Raw genomic sequence first — 17217 nt, 5'->3', positions numbered from 1 at the left:
GGGTGAGCGACAGAGATCTTCCTGCCCTGTGGACCCACGAACCACACGTCCAGCTGGCCTTCCGCCCAGGCGACAAGGTCGCACGAATCGACACCAACGGCACGCCGGGATTCCGCGGCAACAAGAGTGACGCGCCCACCCTGCAAACCGAACGGAATCTGCGGCTCGCCTCGCTGCAAGAAATGCTCTACGCGCGCACCAAGAGTGGTGACGACAACCGCTCGGTGTTGCTGATCCTGCAGGGCATGGACACCGCAGGTAAAGGCGGGATCGTCAAACACGTTGTGGGCGCGGCAAACCCGCAGGGCGTCCGGTACACCAGCTTCGGAAAGCCGACCGAGGAAGAGCGCGCCCACCACTACCTGTGGCGCATCCGCAACGCGCTGCCACCGGCCGGACACATCGGGGTGTTCGACCGCTCGCACTACGAGGACGTGCTGATCGTCCGCGTGCACAACCTGGTGCCGCCGGACGTCTGGGGCGCCCGCTACGACGAGATCAACGCCTTCGAGCGCGAATTGGTCGATGCCGGCACCACGCTGGTGAAGGTGGCGATGTTCGTCTCGCTCGCCGAGCAGAAGGATCGCCTGGCCGAACGACTGGAGCGGCCCGACAAGTACTGGAAATACAACCCCGCCGACATCGACGAGCGCCTGCTGTGGCCCAAATACCAGGAGGCCTATCAGGCCATGCTGGACAAGACCTCGACCGACTACGCCCCCTGGCACATCGTGCCGTCTGACAAGAAGTGGTACAGCCGGCTGGCCATCACCGAGCTGCTCATCGAGGCGCTCAAAGGTCTCAACATGTCCTGGCCGCCACCGGACTTCGATGTCGAGGCCGAGAAGAAGCGCCTGGCTGACGCCTGATTTTCTCGCGCCGAGCCGACGCTTTATGGCGCGATTTTGGAGATTTCGCGCCACAGAGCGTCGTCTCGGCGAGGTGTGGAACTGGAAGACCGCCCGCTGCGTCGAAATCGGTGTGGGGGATTTTGGCGTGGGAGACCTTGTCGTGGCGACCGAGGCGCTCGCCGCCGGGACGCTCACTCGGCATGCGCTGCGGACGCAATATCGAAAGCTTCATCAAAATGTCTATATACCAAGGGATCTCACTATCGACGCGTACACCCGGGCCCGGGCCGCGTGGCTGTGGTCGCGGCGCTGCGCCACGCTGTCGGGCTATTCCGCGGCGGCGGCCCTTGGCAGCAAATGGGTTCCCGACAAGGCGCCGGCCGAACTGGCCCGCTTCCGACACCCGGCCCCGCCGGGCATTCTGATCCACACTGGCGTCATCGCTGACGACGAGGTCACCGTGGTCGGTGACATGACCTGCACCACCATCGCCCGCACCTGTTATGACATGGGGCGATTCCAGCCGCTCGACACCGCGATCATCAGGATCGACGCGCTGCTCAACAGCACCCGCGGGGCCATCGCCGCCGTCTCCACGATCGCCGAGCGCTATCCGGGCGCGCGGCGTATTCGCCGGCTCCGCCAAGCGCTGGATCTGGCCGACGCCGGGGCGGAATCCCCGCAGGAGACCAGGCTGCGCTTGCTGCTCGTACGCGGCGGACTGCCTCGCCCGGTCACCCAGATCCCGGTGGCAGATGAGTCGGGACGAGTGCGTCGCCGGATCGACATGGGCTGGCCGGAGTGGCTGGTGGGCATCGAGTACGACGGGGACCAGCACTGGACCACACCCGAGGCCCAAGAAAACGACATCGTCCGGTTGGAGTTCCTGGCGTCCAAGGGCTGGACGATCGTGCGGGTCAGCGCGCGCCAACTGGAATATCGCGGGCCCGAGGTGGTCGCCCGCGCCTGGGCGGCGTTGCGCGGGGCGGGCTACGCACCCTACAAATGCGCCGAGACTACGGGTTTTGGCGCGAAATCATAGAGATCGCGCCAGAAACCGTAGTCTCGGCGAAAGCGAAACGAGCTACTTGACCAGAGTGAACTGGCCGATGTTGGTGATGCCGCGACGGAAGAAGTCGGCGCAACCGGTCAGGTACTTCATGAACCGGTCGTAGACTTCCTGGCCCTGCAGGGCGATGGCCTCGTCCTTCTTGGCCTCCAGGTTGGCCGCCCACATGTCCAGCGTGCGCGCGTAGTGCGGACGCAACAGGTGGATGCGCTCCAGCTTGAAGCCTGAGCCGTCAGCCAGCTTCTCGATGTCCTCTACGGCAGGCAGCTGCCCGCCGGGGAAGATCTCCTCGCCGATGAACTTCATGAACTTCAGGTCGCTGATCGTCAGCTTGATGTTGTTCTCACGGAAGAACTGCTGGGTGTGCGCCAGGATCGTGTGCAGCAGCATCCGGCCGCCGTTGTCCGGCAGGATGCTGTAAGCCCGCTCGAAGAAGATCGGGTAGCGCTCCTGCTTGAACGCCTCGAACGCGCCGATCGAGACGATGCGGTCGACGGGCTCGTTGAACTCTTCCCAACCCTGCAGCCGGATCTCGACGTTGCGGTTGGTGTCGATCTTGGCCAGCCGCTTGCGGGCGTAGTCGGACTGTTCCTTGCTCAGCGTGATGCCGATGACGTTGACGTCATGGTTGATCAGCGCCCGCTCCAGGCAGCCGCCCCAACCGCAGCCGATGTCCAGCAGGGTCATACCCGGCTTGAGGTCGAGCTTGCCCAGCGCCAGGTCGAACTTGGCGTTCTGCGACTCCTCGAGGTTCATGTCCTCGCGCTCGTAGTAACCGCAGGTGTAACCCATGGTCGGCCCGAGAAACAGTGCGTAGAACTCATTCGAGATGTCGTAGATCGACTGCGACTCCTCGTAGTACGGAGCAAGATCGGACTCGACGTTGGACATGCGAAAAATTACCTCTTTGCGTTTTCTGCTGCTGACGACCGACGGTTTGGGGCCGACGCGTGATTTTTCACGCAGACTCTATTGAGCGAGCCAGCAGGCCCTACTGTGGGTAGACTAGCTAAGCCTCGGCCATAGTGCCAGCGCGGGTCGGTTCAGTATGTGTAGAAGCCCTTGCCCGATTTTTTGCCCAGCTGTCCCGCCTCGACCATGCGCAACAGCAGCGGCGGCGCGGCGTACAAAGGCTCTTTGAACTCGTCAAACATCTTGTCGGCGATGAGCTTGAGGGTGTCCAGGCCCACCAGGTCGGACAACCGCAGCGGCCCCATCGGGTGGGAGAGTCCGGCCACCACTGCCTTGTCGACATCGTCAATTGTGGCAAAGCCACCTTCGACCATCCGGATCGCCGCCAAGAGGTACGGGACCAGCAACGCGTTGACCACGAAACCGGACCGGTCAGAACAACGGACAACCTGTTTTCCGAGAACCGTGCCGGCGAACTCCTCGACGCGAGCCGCGGCGGCGTCGGCGGTCACCAGCGTGCTGACCAATTCGACCAGCGGCAACACCGGGACCGGGTTGAAGAAGTGCAGGCCCAGCACCCTGGCAGGATTCTGGGTAGCTGCTGCGAGTTTCATGATCGGAATGCTGGAGGTGTTGGAGGCCAGCACCGCGTCGGGATCGGCGATCACGCGGTCCAGGTCGGCGAAGATCTTCGCCTTGACGTCCTCGTCCTCGATCACGGCCTCGATGACCAGCTGACGATCGGCCAGGTCGTCGATCGTGGTGGTGAACTTCAGCTTGCTCAGCGCGGCGTCCTTCTCGGGCTCGGTGACCTTGCCGGCGCTGACGGCGCGCTCGAGGGACTTGGTGATGCGGTTGCGGCCCGCGGTGACGAGTGCGTCGGTGGTCTCGAACACCAGCACGTCCACGCCGGCCCGCGCGGACACCTCGGCGATGCCGGCGCCCATCTGGCCGGCCCCGATCACACCTACACGTTCAATTTGATTGCTCACGGTTTCTCTTTCTATACGCAGACAGGTCCCGCCCAAAACCTCTGGGCGGGACCTGCTCTGTCAAGCCAGACTTCGTCTGCTCGGCGATCGAGCTCTAGTGGAACTGACCCTCTTCGGTGGAACCGGCCAGCGCGGTGGTCGAGCTGGTCGGGTCAACCGTGGTGGCGATCCGGTCGAAGTAGCCGGCGCCGACCTCACGCTGGTGCTTGGTGGCGGTGTAACCGCGCTCCTCGGCGGCGAACTCGCGCTCCTGCAGCTCGACGTAAGCCTTCATCTGCTCGCGGGCGTAGCCGTAGGCCAGGTCGAACATCGAGTAGTTGAGGGCGTGGAAGCCGGCCAGGGTGATGAACTGGAACTTGAAGCCCATCGCACCCAGCTCGCGCTGGAACTTGGCGATGGTGTCGTCGTCCAGGTGCTGCTTCCAGTTGAAGGACGGCGAGCAGTTGTAGGCCAGCATCTGGTCCGGGAACTCGGCCTTGACGCCCTCGGCGAACTTCTTGGCCAGCTCCAGGTCCGGGGTGCCGGTCTCCATCCAGATCAGGTCGGAGTACGGCGCGTAGGCCTTGGCGCGGGCGATGCAGGGCTCGAGACCGTTCTTGATCCGGTAGAAGCCCTCGGCGGTGCGCTCACCGGTGATGAACGGACGGTCGCGCTCGTCGACGTCGGAGGTGATCAGGGTGGCGGCTTCGGCGTCGGTACGCGCGATGACGACGGTCGGGACGTCGGCGACGTCCGCGGCCAGGCGGGCCGAGGTCAGGGTGCGGATGTGCTGCTGGGTGGGGATCAGCACCTTGCCACCGAGGTGGCCGCACTTCTTCTCCGAGGCCAGCTGGTCTTCCCAGTGCGAACCGGCGACACCGGCGGCGATCATGGCCTTCTGCAGCTCGTAGACGTTGAGCGCGCCACCGAAGCCGGCCTCACCGTCGGCGACGATCGGGGCGAGCCAGTTCTCGACCGAGGTGTCGCCCTCGACCTTGGCGATCTCGTCGGCACGCAGCAGCGCGTTGTTGATGCGGCGGACGACCTGCGGCACCGAGTTGGCCGGGTACAGGCTCTGGTCCGGGTAGGTGTGGCCGGAGAGGTTGGCGTCACCGGCGACCTGCCAGCCGGACAGGTAGATGGCCTTCAGGCCGGCGCGGACCTGCTGGACGGCCATGTTGCCGGTCAGCGCGCCGAGCGCGTTGACGAAGTCCATGTCGTGCAGCTGCTCCCACAGCACCTCGGCACCGCGGCGGGCCAGGGTGGCCTCCTCGACGACGGAACCCTGCAGGGCAACCACGTCGGCCGGGGTGTAGGTACGGGTGATGCCCTTCCAACGGGGGTTGTGATCCCAGTCGTGCTGGATCTGCTCCGGTGATTTGGGGGTGCCCACGGTCGACATAGGACTGCTCCTTCGGTTTGTTTCAGTCGCCTTGCTCCACCGCCGCGTCGTTCGCGTTGTTAATTGCTAACGCCGAGGCAGCTTCACTGTTGTGCTAATCCGACGATGGCACAGCACATATCCGCAGGTCCACCCGTTTCCATTGCCAAGTTTCGCCAAAGCGCTTAGCTAACTTGCAAAGTTTGCGAAGAAATATGATGGCTGTACCGGTTCAGAAGCTACCGACGAGTAGCCCAAAGGCGCAGGTCAGTACGCTCGTACTGTTAAACCGGGAGGGGTCAGAGCGAGAACAGCGAAGCGATCGCTTTTGTCTCGTCGCCGACGGCATATGTGAGCGTTCTAACAGTGCGGTCAGAGAGCCCTTCGCCGAATTTGTCGGTCGATCCGGCCGGGTGAACGTGCGACAGGATCTCGAGCTTCTCGCCGAGCGCCACCGCGGCGTCGTGTTCGATGGTCACCCGCAGAGGCTTCTGGAGCAGCTCGGGATTGGAGTACAGGTAGTCCTCGATCACCGTCCAGTAGATCGAGTTGTTCATGTGGTCGAAAAGGTCGATGTCGGACACCCGCACCGGGTACTCGCGGATCTCGGCGGCGTCCTCGCGGCTGCCCGCCTTCAGGTAGGACTTCCAGCGCAGGCGCGCTTCATCGGTGGTGCGGCGCAGGCCGGCCAGGAAGTCGTCAGAGATGCGGGCGGGCCCCTGGGTCTCCCGGTTGATGTTGATCCAGAACGCCTCGGATTCCATCAGCCCGCCCTTGCGACCGTCGATGCGCACCCGCATCTCGCACCACCGGTTCGAGGTTCCCGAACACCACCGCCGCATCCGCAGCATATCCTGGAATTCGATGGGCTTGATCAGGTCGATCATCGTGCGCCGCACGATCCACAACGGATGAGTCTCCTCGAATCCGAGTTCGCGCAGGTGGTCAGAGCCGATGTCCTGGATGTGGCGGGCGGCCGCGTCGAACCGCAGCCGTCCCACCCGGTCGATGTCGCCCACCCGTAGCGGCCATTCCCGGTCGAAGACGTCGGGATGGGGATCAGGCACCGGCATCATCACCTTGTTCAGCCCGGTGGTCGAACTCTGCGCGGTTCCCGTCATGATTCATCTCCAGTCGCTGTCGCCTGAGCCGATCATGCCAGGCAGCCCGATCCTGCCAGTATCAGACGAACTGCCAAGGGAGCCAATGACGTCTTCGCAACTGTGTTAATCCGGCGGTAGCCTGGTTCATCGTGGCAAAAACGTTCGTGGGGTCGCGGGTGCGTCAACTTCGCAGCGAGCGTGGTCTGAGCCAGGCGGCGCTGGCTCAGATGCTCGAGATCTCCCCGAGTTACCTCAACCAGATCGAACACGATGTCCGCCCGCTCACGGTGGCGGTGCTGCTGCGCATCACCGAGGTGTTCGGGGTCGACGCGACGTTCTTCGCCTCGCACGACGACACCCGGTTGGTCGCCGAGATGCGCGAGGTCGCGATGGACCGCGATCTCGGCGCCGATATGGACGCCGGCGAAGTCGCCGACATGGTCGCGGCGTATCCGAACTTTGCCCGCGCACTGGTCAACCTGCACCGTCGCTACCGGCTGACCACCACACAATTGGCCGCCGCCACCGAGGACCGCTACTCCGACGGCAGCGGTAGCGGGTCGATCACCATGCCCCATGAGGAAGTGCGCGACTACTTCTACCAGCGGCAGAACTACCTGCACGAACTCGACACCGCCGCGGAGGATCTGACCGCCAAGATCCGCATGCACCGCGGCGATCTGGCCGGGGAGCTGGCCAACCGGATGACGACGGTGCACGGCGTGCGGATCGTGCGGCGTATCGATCTTGGCGACACCGTGCTGCACCGCTACGACCCGGCCACCAAGACCCTGGAGATGGGCAATCACCTGTCCAGCGGCCAACAGGTCTTCAAGATGGCGGCCGAGCTGGCCTTCCTCGAGTTCGGCGATCTGATCGACAAGATGGTCGACGAGGGCATGTTCACCAGCGACGAGTCCCGCACCCTGGCCCGGCTCGGGCTGGCCAACTACTTCGCCGCGGCCACCGTGCTCCCCTATCGCCAATTCCACGGTGTCACCGAGAATTTCCGCTACGACGTGGAGCGGCTGTCGGCGTTCTATTCGGTGAGCTACGAGACCATCGCGCACCGGCTGTCCACCCTGCAGCGGCCCTCGATGCGCGGCGTGCCGTTCTCGTTCGTCCGCGTCGACCGTGCCGGCAACATGTCGAAGCGCCAGTCCGCCACCGGTTTTCACTTCTCCTCATCGGGCGGCACCTGCCCGTTGTGGAACGTCTACGAGACCTTCGGCAACCCGGGCAAGATCGGGGTGCAGATCGCCCAGATGCCCGACGGCCGCCACTACATGTGGGTGGCCCGCACCGTGGAGCGTCGCGCGTCGCGCTATGGGCAGCCCGGCAAGACGTTCGCGATCGGGCTGGGATGCGAGCTGCGCCACGCCCATCGGCTGGTGTACTCCGAGGGGCTGGATCTCTCCGGCGAGGTGGCCACGCCCATCGGATCGGGCTGCCGGGTGTGCGAGCGCGACAACTGTCCGCAGCGCGCGTTCCCCGCGCTCGGCAAGGCCCTGGACCTCAACGAGCACCGTTCGACGGTGTCGCCGTACCTGGTGCGCCAGCCGTAGTCCGCTGGACAACGCCGCCGGTTTCTACACCTTGGTCGTGATGACCCGCCGATCAGAAGCCCGCACGTAGAAACCGGCGCTCACGCCGTGAGCGCACCTGTGCCACACTCGGCGGGGTGAGTGCACTCGAGCCGGCCCGCATCGCGCCGGGCGGATTCCGTGAGCTGGGCCCGGTCAACTGGGCCATCGCCAAGCTGGGCGCCCGGGCCATCCGCGCACCGCGGTTCACCCTGATGAACGTGCTGGGGCAGCACAAGCTGCTGTTTCTGGCCTGGCTGCCGTATTCGGGGCTGTTGCTCGGCCCGCTGGGAAAACTGCCGCGTCAGGACGCCGAGCTGGTGATCCTGCGGGTGGGACATCTGCGCGACTGTGAATACGAATTGCAGCAGCACCGCCGGCTGGCCCGCAGCCGCGGCGTGGATGCCGAAACTCAGGCCCGCATCTTCGAAGGCCCCGACGCCGAGGGCCTGACCGATCGGCAGCGGGTGCTGATCACCGCAACCGACGAGTTCGTCGTCACCCGGTCGGTCTCGGCCGAAACCTGGGCGGCGCTGTCAGCGATCCTGACCAAGCCTCAGCTCATCGAATTCTGCATGCTGGCAAGCCAATACGATGGCCTGGCCGCCACCATGACCACGCTGCGGATCCCGCTCGACTTCCCTGACTAGTGATTTGTGCACCTCGCGTAACGGTCAGCGTTACGCGAGGTGCACAAATCGCACGTCTACAGGTAGGTGACCCCGAGCAGCACCAGCGAGAACACCACCGGCGACACCGGCAGCAGCCACAGGAACACCGCCCAGGTACGGGATTTCTGCTGGTACTTCCGCCAGCCGAAGTAGCCGCCGGCCGCTCCGCCGATGAGCGACAGTGCGGCCACCAAGAGCACCCAGACGTTCACCCGGGAGCCCTCGGTTGCCAAAGTGATGGCAGTCAGCCACAGAATGTGGCCGAGCACCAATCCGCCTATCCCGGCGACGATTTCGTTTCTCAAAAGTTGATCATGTGGCCGGTCAGACCGTGGAAGCACTCTTGCAGCGCCTCCGACAAGGTCGGATGGGTGTGCACGTTGCGGGCCAGCTCGTTGGCCGTCAGGTCCCACTTCTGCGCCAGGGTCAGCTCTGGCAGCAGTTCGGACACATCCGGGCCGATCAGGTGGCCGCCGATCAGTTCGAGGTGCTTCTTGTCGGCGATCAGTTTCACGAAGCCGGTCGGATCGGCCAGGCCGTGGGCCTTGCCGTTGGCGGTGAACGGGAACTTGGCGACCACAACGTCGTATCCCTCGGCCTTGGCCTGCTCCTCGGTGAGGCCGAAGCTGGCCACCTGCGGCTGGCAGAACGTGGCGCGTGGCATCATCCGGTAGTCGCCGAGCGCGAGAGTCTCTGCACCGCCGATGGTTTCAGCGGCCACCACGGCCTGGGCCTCGGCGACGTGGGCCAGCTGCAGCTTGCTGGTGACATCGCCGATGGCATAGATGTGCGGCACATTGGTGCGCATGTAGTCGTCGATGGCGATGGCCCCGCGGTCGGTGAGTGCCACGCCCGCCGCCTCCAGACCGAAGCCCTCGACGTTGGGCGCAAAGCCGATGGCCTGCAGCACCTTGTCGGCCTTGAGTTCCTCGGTCTTGCCGTCCTTGCTGACCGTGACAACAACCGACCCGTCGCCGCCCTTGTCGGAGATGCCCTCGACCTTGGTACCGGTCAGGATCTTCACGCCCAGCTTCTTGTACTGCTTCTCGATCTCCTTGGAGACCTCGGCGTCCTCGTTGGGCAGCGCACGCGGCAGGAACTCGACGATGGTGACGTCGACGCCATAGTTCTTCAGCACGTAGGCGAACTCCATGCCGATCGCGCCGGCGCCGGCGATGATGATCGACCCCGGCAGTTCGCGCGAGAGAATCTGGGTCTCGTAGGTGACCACGTTGTCGGACAACGAGGTACCCGGCACCAGGCGGGTCGAGGACCCGGTGGCGATGATCGCGTTGTCGAAGGTGAGCTCTTCGGTCCCGCCCTCGTTGAGTTTCACCGACATCGACTTGGGCCCGGTGAACGTGCCGTACCCGTGAACCTCGGTGATCTTGTTCTTCTTCATCAGGAAGTGCACGCCGGCGACACGGCCGTCGGCGACCTTGCGGCTGCGGTCGAAGGCGGCCCCGTAGTCGAAGGTGGCCTCACCGGTGATGCCGAAGGTCTTGGCTTCCTTGTTGAAGATGTGCGCGAGTTCCGCGTTGCGCAGCAGCGCCTTGGACGGGATGCACCCGACATTGAGGCACACGCCACCCCAGTACTTGGGTTCGACAATTGCGGTCTTCAGCCCCAGTTGGGCGGCACGAATGGCCGCGACGTATCCACCGGGACCAGCTCCGAGAACGACGACGTCAAAGTGGGTCACGACCCCACCCTAATGGGCGGCGCAATCGTCCTACCGGGCGATCCAGCCGAATACGTAGGCGCCGTAGAAAACCGCCGCCGCGGCCATCGCGGCCAGCGGCGCCGACATCAGGGCGATGGCCAGGGCCGATAGCAGGGGCTTGCGCTGGGCGGTCGACGCCACCAGGGCGCCGACGGTGGTGACGACGATGTAGGCGAGCACGACGAACACCGGCCAGGTCTTGTCGGCCGACTGATACCAGTAGTAGTAGAGGCCGGCTCCCGCCGCCGCGGAGACGACCCACACTCCGGCCAGCACGCCCACGAACGTCCACCACTTCACCGACAGGTAGGACCCTTCCACCACGATGGGCGGGATCGGGGCGGGCAGCGGGGCCGAGGGTACGTCGTCGGAGGCCGTCTCGTCCGCCGTCATGCCCTCGGCGGGCGCCAGGTTCCCCGACAGCTCCTCGTCGAGGATCTCGTTCTCCCCGGTGTCGAACAGCGGGGAGAAGTCGGCGGTGGAGGTGTCGACGTTGTCAGCCATGGGATGCCACCTGGATGATTGTCAGGGCACCGAACCAGCCGGGCGCGACGGCCAGCACACACGCGCCGAGCGTGGTGACCCACCGCCGTCCTGACACCAGGACCATCAGTATCCCGAGGACACCGGGTACGCCGAGGACGAGGGCGATCACCGCATCGGGCCGGACGGTGGCCGTGACCAGCAGGGTTGTGGCGATACCCGCCAACAGCCCGACCGCTACGCCGACCAACATGGCGCTGGTCAGCAGCCACGGCCGTGGCAGCGGGATCACTCTTCGACGATAACGCCGTGGCGGGTGCGGGCCCGCTACATCCGCGCGGCGCGTCCCCCGGGGATCGGGCAGGCGTCGGCGGCTTCGTCGACGATGTGGCTGCCGGTCTCGGGTGGGCGGGCACCGGCGCTGTACTGCGTTCCGGTCACCGGGGACTGCTCTGCCAGCGCGTCGTTCTCGGCGTCGGTGAAGGCCCGGCCACGGGACAGGAACCGCATGCCTTCGGGCGCCTCGAGGCTGAAGCCACCGCCGCGGCCGGGGACCACGTCGATCACCAGCTGGGTGTGCTTCCACGCCTCGAACTGGGGGCCGGAGATCCACACCGGAACGCCGGTGCCGACGTCGAGAACCGCCAGCAGGATGTCGCGGTCACCGACGATGAAATCGCCGTCGGGGTAACACATCGGGGACGACCCGTCGCAGCAGCCGCCGGACTGGTGAAACATCAGTGCGCCGTGGCGCTCCTGGAGCCGCGCCAGCAGGTCGGCGGCGGCCGCGGTGATCAGGGCCCGCGCCGGTGCCTGGGCCATGACGTCCCTCGCTTCTGTTCGACGGTGGTGTTGTCCGGCTCACATTACGCGCGCGGTAACAATGTGGGTGTGGCGAAGGACCCTTACCTGTGGCTTGAGGACATCACCGGCGACGACGCGTTGGCGTGGGTGCGGGCGCACAACGAGCCGACGCTGGCCGAGCTGAGTGGTGACCGCTTCGAGGCGATCCGCTCCGAGGTGCTGGAGATTCTCGACACCGATGCGCGTATCCCGTATCCGAGCCGGCGCGGTGAGCATCTCTACAACTTCTGGCGCGACGAGGCACATCCGCGCGGCCTGTGGCGGCGCACCACGCTGGACAGCTACCGCACCGACGATCCGGACTGGGACGTGATCCTGGATCTGGACGAGCTGGCCCGCGCCGAGGACGAGAACTGGGTGTGGGCCGGGCCCGAGGTGATCGAGCCCGACTACACGCTGGCCATGATCAGTCTTTCCCGCGGCGGCGCCGACGCCACAGTGGTGCGTGAGTTCGACATGCGGACAAGGGAATTCGTTTCCGGCGGGTTCGAGTTGCCCGAAGCCAAGTCTTCGGTGTCCTGGGAGGACGAAGACACCCTGCTGGTGTGCACCGATTTCGGTGCGGGGTCGATGACCGAATCCGGTTATCCGCGGATCGCCAAGCGCTGGCGTCGTGGCCAGCCGTTGGCCGAGGCCGAGACGGTGTACGAGGCGGAGCCGACGGACGTCCGGGTGATCGCCTCGGTCGACCGGACCCCGGGCTTCGAGCACACCCGCTTGGGCCGCTACACCGACTTCTACAACCGCATCCGCTACGAGGTGCGTGACGGCGAGCTGATCGAGTTGAGGGTTCCGACCGACTCGTCGCTGTCGCTGCACCGCGAATGGTTGCTGATCTCCCTGCGCACCGACTGGCAGGTGGGTGATGTCACCTACCCGGCGGGCGCCCTGCTGGGCACCGAGTTCGACGGTTTTCTCTCCGGCACGGCCGATCTCACGATGATCTACGAGCCGGACGCGCACAGCAGCCTGGCTGGTGTGCAGTGGACCAAGGAAAAACTGATCCTCGTCACGTTGCGTGATGTCGCCAGCCACGTCGAGGTCGTCACGCCGGGGACGTGGGAACGCAGGGACGCACCGGACATCCCGCCGGCGACGGACACCATCGTCGTCGACTGCGATCACCACGGTGACGAGGTGTTCTACAACTCAAGCGGATTCACCACTCCGTCGCGGCTGTTGTACGGCACCGCCGGCGGCCCGCTGGTCGAGATCAAGTCGGCTCCGGCGTTCTATGACGCCACCGGCATCGGTGTCGAGCAGTATTTCGCCACATCGAAGGACGGCACCAAGGTTCCGTATTTCGTTGTGGGGCGCCGCGAACAGCCGAGCCCGACCCACCTCAGCGGTTACGGCGGATTTCAGCACTCGTTGACGCCGGCGTACCTCGGCGGCGCGGGCCGCGCCTGGCTGGCCCGCGGGGGCACCTTCGTGCAGGCCAACATTCGCGGTGGCGGCGAGTATGGTCCGAACTGGCACAAGCAGGCGATGCGCGAGAACCGCCATGTGGTGTACGAGGATTTCGCCGCGGTGGCTGCGGATCTGGTGCGCCGCGGCATCACCACGGTGGAGTTGCTCAGCGCCTCCGGCGGTAGCAACGGCGGCCTGCTGATGGGCGTCATGCTGACCCAGTACCCGGAGTTGTTCGGGGCGTTGGTGTGCAGTGTGCCGCTGCTGGACATGAAGCGTTTCCACCTGCTGCTCGCCGGCGCGTCCTGGATGGCTGAGTACGGCAACCCCGACGATCCGGCGGACTGGGAATTCATGTCGAAATACTCGCCGTACCAGAATATTTCGAACGACGCGAAGTATCCGCCGATCCTGATCACCACCTCGACCCGCGATGACCGGGTGCACCCCGGCCACGCCAGGAAGATGACGGCGGCGCTGGAGGCCGCCGGGCACCGGGTGCTGTATTACGAGAACATCGAGGGTGGCCACGGCGGCGCGGCCGACAACAAGCAGGCGGCGTTCAGGGCGGCGCTCACCTATGAGTTCTTGTGGCAGACGCTGGGTCCAGCCGCGATTGACGCTGCGCGCAGGGCGTGACTACCCGCACTTTCGCACCGTGACCGCAGGGTCAACGGGATTTCAGTCCCGACGGCGCAACCCGCCCAGCATCGCGACGAGCACGCCGAAGACCACCAGCGCACCGCCGGCGGCCAGGGTGAGGTTGAGCCACTGGTGCAGGCTGTCGATCGCGTGGCCGGCCATGGCGTCGGCGATCTGCCGGATGTCGCCACTGGTGTGGTTGAGCGCCTCATTGAGGTAGCGTCGCCCGGATTCCAACCCGGCCCAACCGGCCGCGCCCACCAGCAGCGCCGAAACCCCCAGTGCAGCAAGAGCTTTACCACGGGCGCGGGCAGCCGCCAAGGTCAGCAGGGCGAAGACGCCGGCCAGCACCGTCACCCCGACGCTCGCCCAGGGGCCCCACACCGCCAGCGGACGCAGGATGCCCGGCCGCAAGCTGTCCGGTGCCGATGACGCGATGGGCACCGTAAGTGTCTGCGGTACTTCGACATCGAATTCGGAGAGGGTTTTGCGGAACGAGTCGTCAGAAAGCATCGGGGCCAGGTCGATCACCCAGCTGCCGTCCTCGTTGCGGGCCAGCCGATCGGTGAACATCCAGGTGTGGGCGACCTGGTTGGCCAATGCGAACTGCCCGGGAAAATCCGGGCCCGAGGTGTAAGCCCCTGCGACAGCGCGGACCTGCCGCGAGTCCACGTTCGCCCCGTGCTCCGCTGCCAAAGAGTGCACCTGCGTGGTGAGCTCACCGGCGACGGCCTGCTGCAACTGCGGGTCGGCGGCAGCGGCCGCGGCGAAGGCCGAGTAGCCCTGCTCGTCGACGATGTTCTTCTGCACCCATGCCGAGGGCACCGCGGCCGCCAGCAGGATCGTCGTCAACGCCCACAGGAACAGCGTCATGACGAATCGCACGCCGTCCTCCTACTCCCGGGCGGCGGCCAGACTGCTCAGTCCGACAGGGCACGCCCAACGATCAGCGGATCGGCGTGGCCGACCACGTCAAAATCCTTGTTGTCGTAATCGAACTTACCGAGCACGTAGCGCATGGCGTTGATGCGGGCGCGTTTCTTGTCGTTGCTCTTGACCACGGTCCAGGGTGCGATCTCGGTGTCCGTCCAGGCGAACATGTCTTCCTTGGCGGCGGTGTAGTCCTCCCATTTGTCCAGCGAGGCGAGGTCGGTCGGGGACAGTTTCCACTGCCGCACCGGGTCGACCTGACGGATGGTGAACCGGGTGCGTTGCTCGGACTGCGTGACGGAAAACCACAGCTTGGTCAGGCTGATGCCGTCGTTGACCAGCATCTGCTCGAACAACGGGGCCTGGCGGATGAATTCGGCGTGCTGTTTGGGGGTGCAGTAGCCCATCACGCGTTCCACCCCGGCGCGGTTGTACCAGGACCGGTCGAACAGCACGATCTCACCGGCAGCGGGCAGGTGCTGCACGTACCGCTGGAAATACCACTGGGTGCGTTCCCGTTCGGTCGGCTTCTCCAGCGCGACGACCCGGGCCCCGCGCGGGTTCAGGTGCTCCATGAACCGTTTGATGGTGCCGCCCTTGCCTGCCGCGTCGCGCCCCTCGAAGACGATGACGTGACGCAAACCGTTGGTCTGGCTCCACTTCTGCAGCTTCAGCAGCTCGATCTGCAGCAGCCGCTTCTGCTCCTCGTAGTCGAGGCGGTGCATGCGCTCGTCGTACGGGTAGCCCTCGCGCCAGGTGTCGACGACTTCGCCGCTGGGCTCCAGCAGCAGTTCAGGATCGTCATCGTCGTCGTCACGGACCGTGTATCCGGTGATGTCGAGAGTCACCGGCGCAACGTAGCCGACCGTGAGGACAGGTCGATGATGCTGCGGTGAACGTCCGGTAGCCACAAATTGCAGTAGTGCACTACTCAGTCCGCCTGACCGCCCGGGGGTAATCATCGGTGGCGTCAACGGTCACGCTCGGCATCCTTGAGAAGGGCACGACGTCTGCGAGACCTCCGGAAGCATCTCCTGCCGCGAGCAACCCCGCTTACTTGGCCTTACGGCGTGGACGCGCCAGCGCCATCTTGGTCAGCAGCTTGTTCATCCGGACGATCGCCTTTTCGGAGTTGTTGTAGTAGCTGCCGCCGGCGCCCATGTTGGTGCGCGGCACCACGACGGTCTCCTGCTTGCAGAACTTGCGCACGCCGTCGATGCCGCCGAACCGCGCACCGATGCCCGAGGTCTTCCAGCCACCCATGGGTGCCGTGGTGCACATCAGGTTGGAGATGACGTCGTTGACGTTGACCGCTCCGCAATCCAGCTGCAGTGCAACGGCTTTGGCCCGGTCGACGTCCTTGGAGAACACCGACGCGCTCAGGCCGTAGGCGCTGTCGTTGGCCAGCCGGACGGCTTCTTCGACCGAGGACACCTTCATGATCGGCAGGGTCGGCCCGAAGGTCTCCTCGGTCATGCAGGCCATCGAGTGGTCGACGTCGACGAGCACGGTCGGCTCGAAGAAGCTGCCCCCACCTTCGGGGCGCTTGCCACCGGTCAGTGCCTTGGCGCCGGCGGCGACGGCATCGTTGACGTGCCGTTCGGTGATCGCGACCTGGCTGTCGTCGATCTGGGAGCCGAAGTGGTATCCCTCCCCGGTGCCCATCTTGAGGTTCTCGACGGCTTTCACGGTGGCCGCGACGAACTGGTCGTACACCGACTCAAGGACGTACACCCGCTCCACGGAGACACAGGTCTGGCCGGCGTTGAACATCGCGCCCCACACCGCGGCGTTGGCGGCCAGCTCGACGTCGGCGTCTTCCAGCACGATCATCGGATCCTTGCCGCCGAGCTCCAGGCTCACCGGGGTCAGGCGGCGGGCGGCCCGCTCCATGACCTTGGCGCCGGTCGCGCTGGAACCGGTGAACTGGATGTAGTCGGAGTTGTCGATGACGGCCTCGGACACCGCGCGCGCACCCTGCGCCAGCGCGAAGACCTCGGGGGCTCCGGAATCCAGCCAGCCGCGCAGCAGCACTTCAGCGGTCAGCGGGGTGCGCTCGGACGGTTTGAGCAGCACCGCGCACCCGGCGGCCAGGGCACCGATGGCGTCCATCATGGCGTTGGCCACGGGGTAGTTCCACGGCGCGATGATCCCGACGACGGGACGCGGCCGGTAGTGCACGGCGATCTTCTTGATCGACATGATGGGCAGCGCGGCAGGACGGGAATCCGGCGCCATCGCCTCCTCGACGACCTTGATGTAGTACGAGAGGATCATGATCAGCAGCGGGACCTCTTGCGCGGCGTCCATGGCCGACTTGCCGGTCTCGGCGATCAGGAGTTTCTCGATCTCTTCGCGGTGATCCCCCAACCACACCGCGTAACGGGAGAGCACCTTGGCGCGGCCTTTCGCGCCGCGTGCCTCCCACTCTTTCTGGGCTTCCCGCAAACCGGCCGCGATTCGCGGCACGTCGGCCGCGTCGGTCCAGGTCACCTGGCCGGCGACGGCACCGGTCGCGGGGTTGTGGATAGTGCCGGAACCCGTGAACTCTCCGGTCAGATCTACATCTGGCGTCGCTGTCATGGGGCCTATGTTAATCGCCGTTTGTGACCCACGTCGCACCG

At 65.4% G+C, this 17217-nt stretch carries 17 protein-coding genes; 5 read left to right on the top strand and 12 right to left on the bottom strand.

Annotated features, from left to right (window positions below):
- Positions 1-2: 2 nt before the first annotated feature.
- A complete protein-coding gene (locus BKG60_RS20165) occupies positions 3-869 on the top strand; it encodes a polyphosphate kinase 2 family protein (protein WP_070185223.1) in 867 nt (288 codons plus the stop codon).
- Positions 870-996: 127 nt separating this feature from the next.
- On the top strand, positions 997-1893 hold the full coding sequence (locus BKG60_RS20160) for an endonuclease domain-containing protein (protein ID WP_075909933.1): 897 nt from the start codon (positions 997-999) through the stop codon (positions 1891-1893).
- A 42-nt stretch (positions 1894-1935) separates the two neighbouring features.
- Here BKG60_RS20160 and BKG60_RS20155 read toward each other — a convergent pair whose 3' ends face one another.
- From BKG60_RS20155 to BKG60_RS20140, 4 genes are all read right to left on the bottom strand, one after another.
- Positions 1936-2811, bottom strand: coding sequence for a cyclopropane mycolic acid synthase family methyltransferase (locus BKG60_RS20155; protein ID WP_070185226.1), 876 nt, complete (start codon positions 2809-2811; stop codon positions 1936-1938).
- Positions 2812-2963: 152 nt separating this feature from the next.
- Entirely contained in the window at positions 2964-3824 is an 861-nt protein-coding gene (locus BKG60_RS20150; protein ID WP_075909911.1) for a 3-hydroxybutyryl-CoA dehydrogenase, read from the bottom strand.
- 94 nt (positions 3825-3918) lie between these two features.
- Positions 3919-5205 carry an isocitrate lyase gene (gene aceA, locus BKG60_RS20145; protein WP_070185227.1) on the bottom strand — a complete coding sequence of 429 codons (1287 nt, stop codon included), beginning with the start codon at positions 5203-5205 and terminating at the stop codon, positions 3919-3921.
- A 278-nt stretch (positions 5206-5483) separates the two neighbouring features.
- Positions 5484-6305, bottom strand: coding sequence for an acyl-[acyl-carrier-protein] thioesterase (locus BKG60_RS20140; protein ID WP_070185228.1), 822 nt, complete (start codon positions 6303-6305; stop codon positions 5484-5486).
- A 131-nt stretch (positions 6306-6436) separates the two neighbouring features.
- Here BKG60_RS20140 and ramB point away from each other — a divergent pair, with 131 nt between their 5' ends.
- Positions 6437-7852 carry an acetate metabolism transcriptional regulator RamB gene (gene ramB, locus BKG60_RS20135; protein ID WP_070185229.1) on the top strand — a complete coding sequence of 472 codons (1416 nt, stop codon included), beginning with the start codon at positions 6437-6439 and terminating at the stop codon, positions 7850-7852.
- A 116-nt stretch (positions 7853-7968) separates the two neighbouring features.
- The gene (locus BKG60_RS20130; RefSeq protein ID WP_075909910.1) at positions 7969-8520 is read left to right on the top strand and encodes a carboxymuconolactone decarboxylase family protein; all 552 of its coding nucleotides are present in this window, start codon (positions 7969-7971) and stop codon (positions 8518-8520) included.
- A 56-nt stretch (positions 8521-8576) separates the two neighbouring features.
- On the opposite strand, the gene BKG60_RS20125 is transcribed toward BKG60_RS20130, so the two are convergent.
- Genes BKG60_RS20125 through BKG60_RS20105 form a run of 5 tightly spaced genes read right to left on the bottom strand, consistent with a single transcriptional unit; the run spans position 8577 to position 11569 of the window.
- On the bottom strand, positions 8577-8846 hold the full coding sequence (locus BKG60_RS20125) for a flagellar basal body-associated FliL family protein (RefSeq protein ID WP_075909909.1): 270 nt from the start codon (positions 8844-8846) through the stop codon (positions 8577-8579).
- Positions 8843-10243: a dihydrolipoyl dehydrogenase gene (gene lpdA / locus BKG60_RS20120; protein ID WP_070185232.1), complete on the bottom strand. Its 1401-nt coding sequence runs from the start codon at positions 10241-10243 to the stop codon at positions 8843-8845. Before lpdA ends, BKG60_RS20125 begins: the two co-directional genes overlap by 4 nt.
- A gap of 30 nt (positions 10244-10273) precedes the next feature.
- Positions 10274-10768: a hypothetical protein gene (locus BKG60_RS20115; protein WP_242671627.1), complete on the bottom strand. Its 495-nt coding sequence runs from the start codon at positions 10766-10768 to the stop codon at positions 10274-10276.
- A complete protein-coding gene (locus BKG60_RS20110; RefSeq protein ID WP_075909908.1) occupies positions 10761-11039 on the bottom strand; it encodes a putative holin in 279 nt (92 codons plus the stop codon). The genes BKG60_RS20115 and BKG60_RS20110 overlap by 8 nt, the downstream gene beginning before the upstream one ends.
- Positions 11040-11074: 35 nt before the next feature.
- A complete protein-coding gene (locus BKG60_RS20105; protein ID WP_075909907.1) occupies positions 11075-11569 on the bottom strand; it encodes a DUF779 domain-containing protein in 495 nt (164 codons plus the stop codon).
- 69 nt (positions 11570-11638) lie between these two features.
- Between BKG60_RS20105 and BKG60_RS20100 the strand changes: the two genes are divergently transcribed.
- A complete protein-coding gene (locus BKG60_RS20100; protein WP_423226859.1) occupies positions 11639-13660 on the top strand; it encodes a prolyl oligopeptidase family serine peptidase in 2022 nt (673 codons plus the stop codon).
- 42 nt (positions 13661-13702) lie between these two features.
- Here BKG60_RS20100 and BKG60_RS20095 read toward each other — a convergent pair whose 3' ends face one another.
- The 3 genes from BKG60_RS20095 to BKG60_RS20085 form a co-directional block, all read right to left on the bottom strand.
- Positions 13703-14548 carry a hypothetical protein gene (locus BKG60_RS20095; protein ID WP_075909906.1) on the bottom strand — a complete coding sequence of 282 codons (846 nt, stop codon included), beginning with the start codon at positions 14546-14548 and terminating at the stop codon, positions 13703-13705.
- 35 nt (positions 14549-14583) lie between these two features.
- Complete coding sequence (gene ppk2, locus BKG60_RS20090) at positions 14584-15441, bottom strand: polyphosphate kinase 2 (RefSeq protein ID WP_070185238.1); 858 nt, start codon at positions 15439-15441, stop codon at positions 14584-14586.
- 205 nt (positions 15442-15646) lie between these two features.
- A complete protein-coding gene (locus BKG60_RS20085) occupies positions 15647-17176 on the bottom strand; it encodes an aldehyde dehydrogenase family protein (RefSeq protein WP_075909905.1) in 1530 nt (509 codons plus the stop codon).
- Positions 17177-17217 lie beyond the last annotated feature (41 nt).

The sequence above is a fragment of the Mycobacterium syngnathidarum genome, assembly GCF_001942625.1.
Classification (GTDB): domain Bacteria; phylum Actinomycetota; class Actinomycetes; order Mycobacteriales; family Mycobacteriaceae; genus Mycobacterium; species Mycobacterium syngnathidarum.
This window is presented reverse-complemented; position numbering and strand designations above follow the sequence as displayed.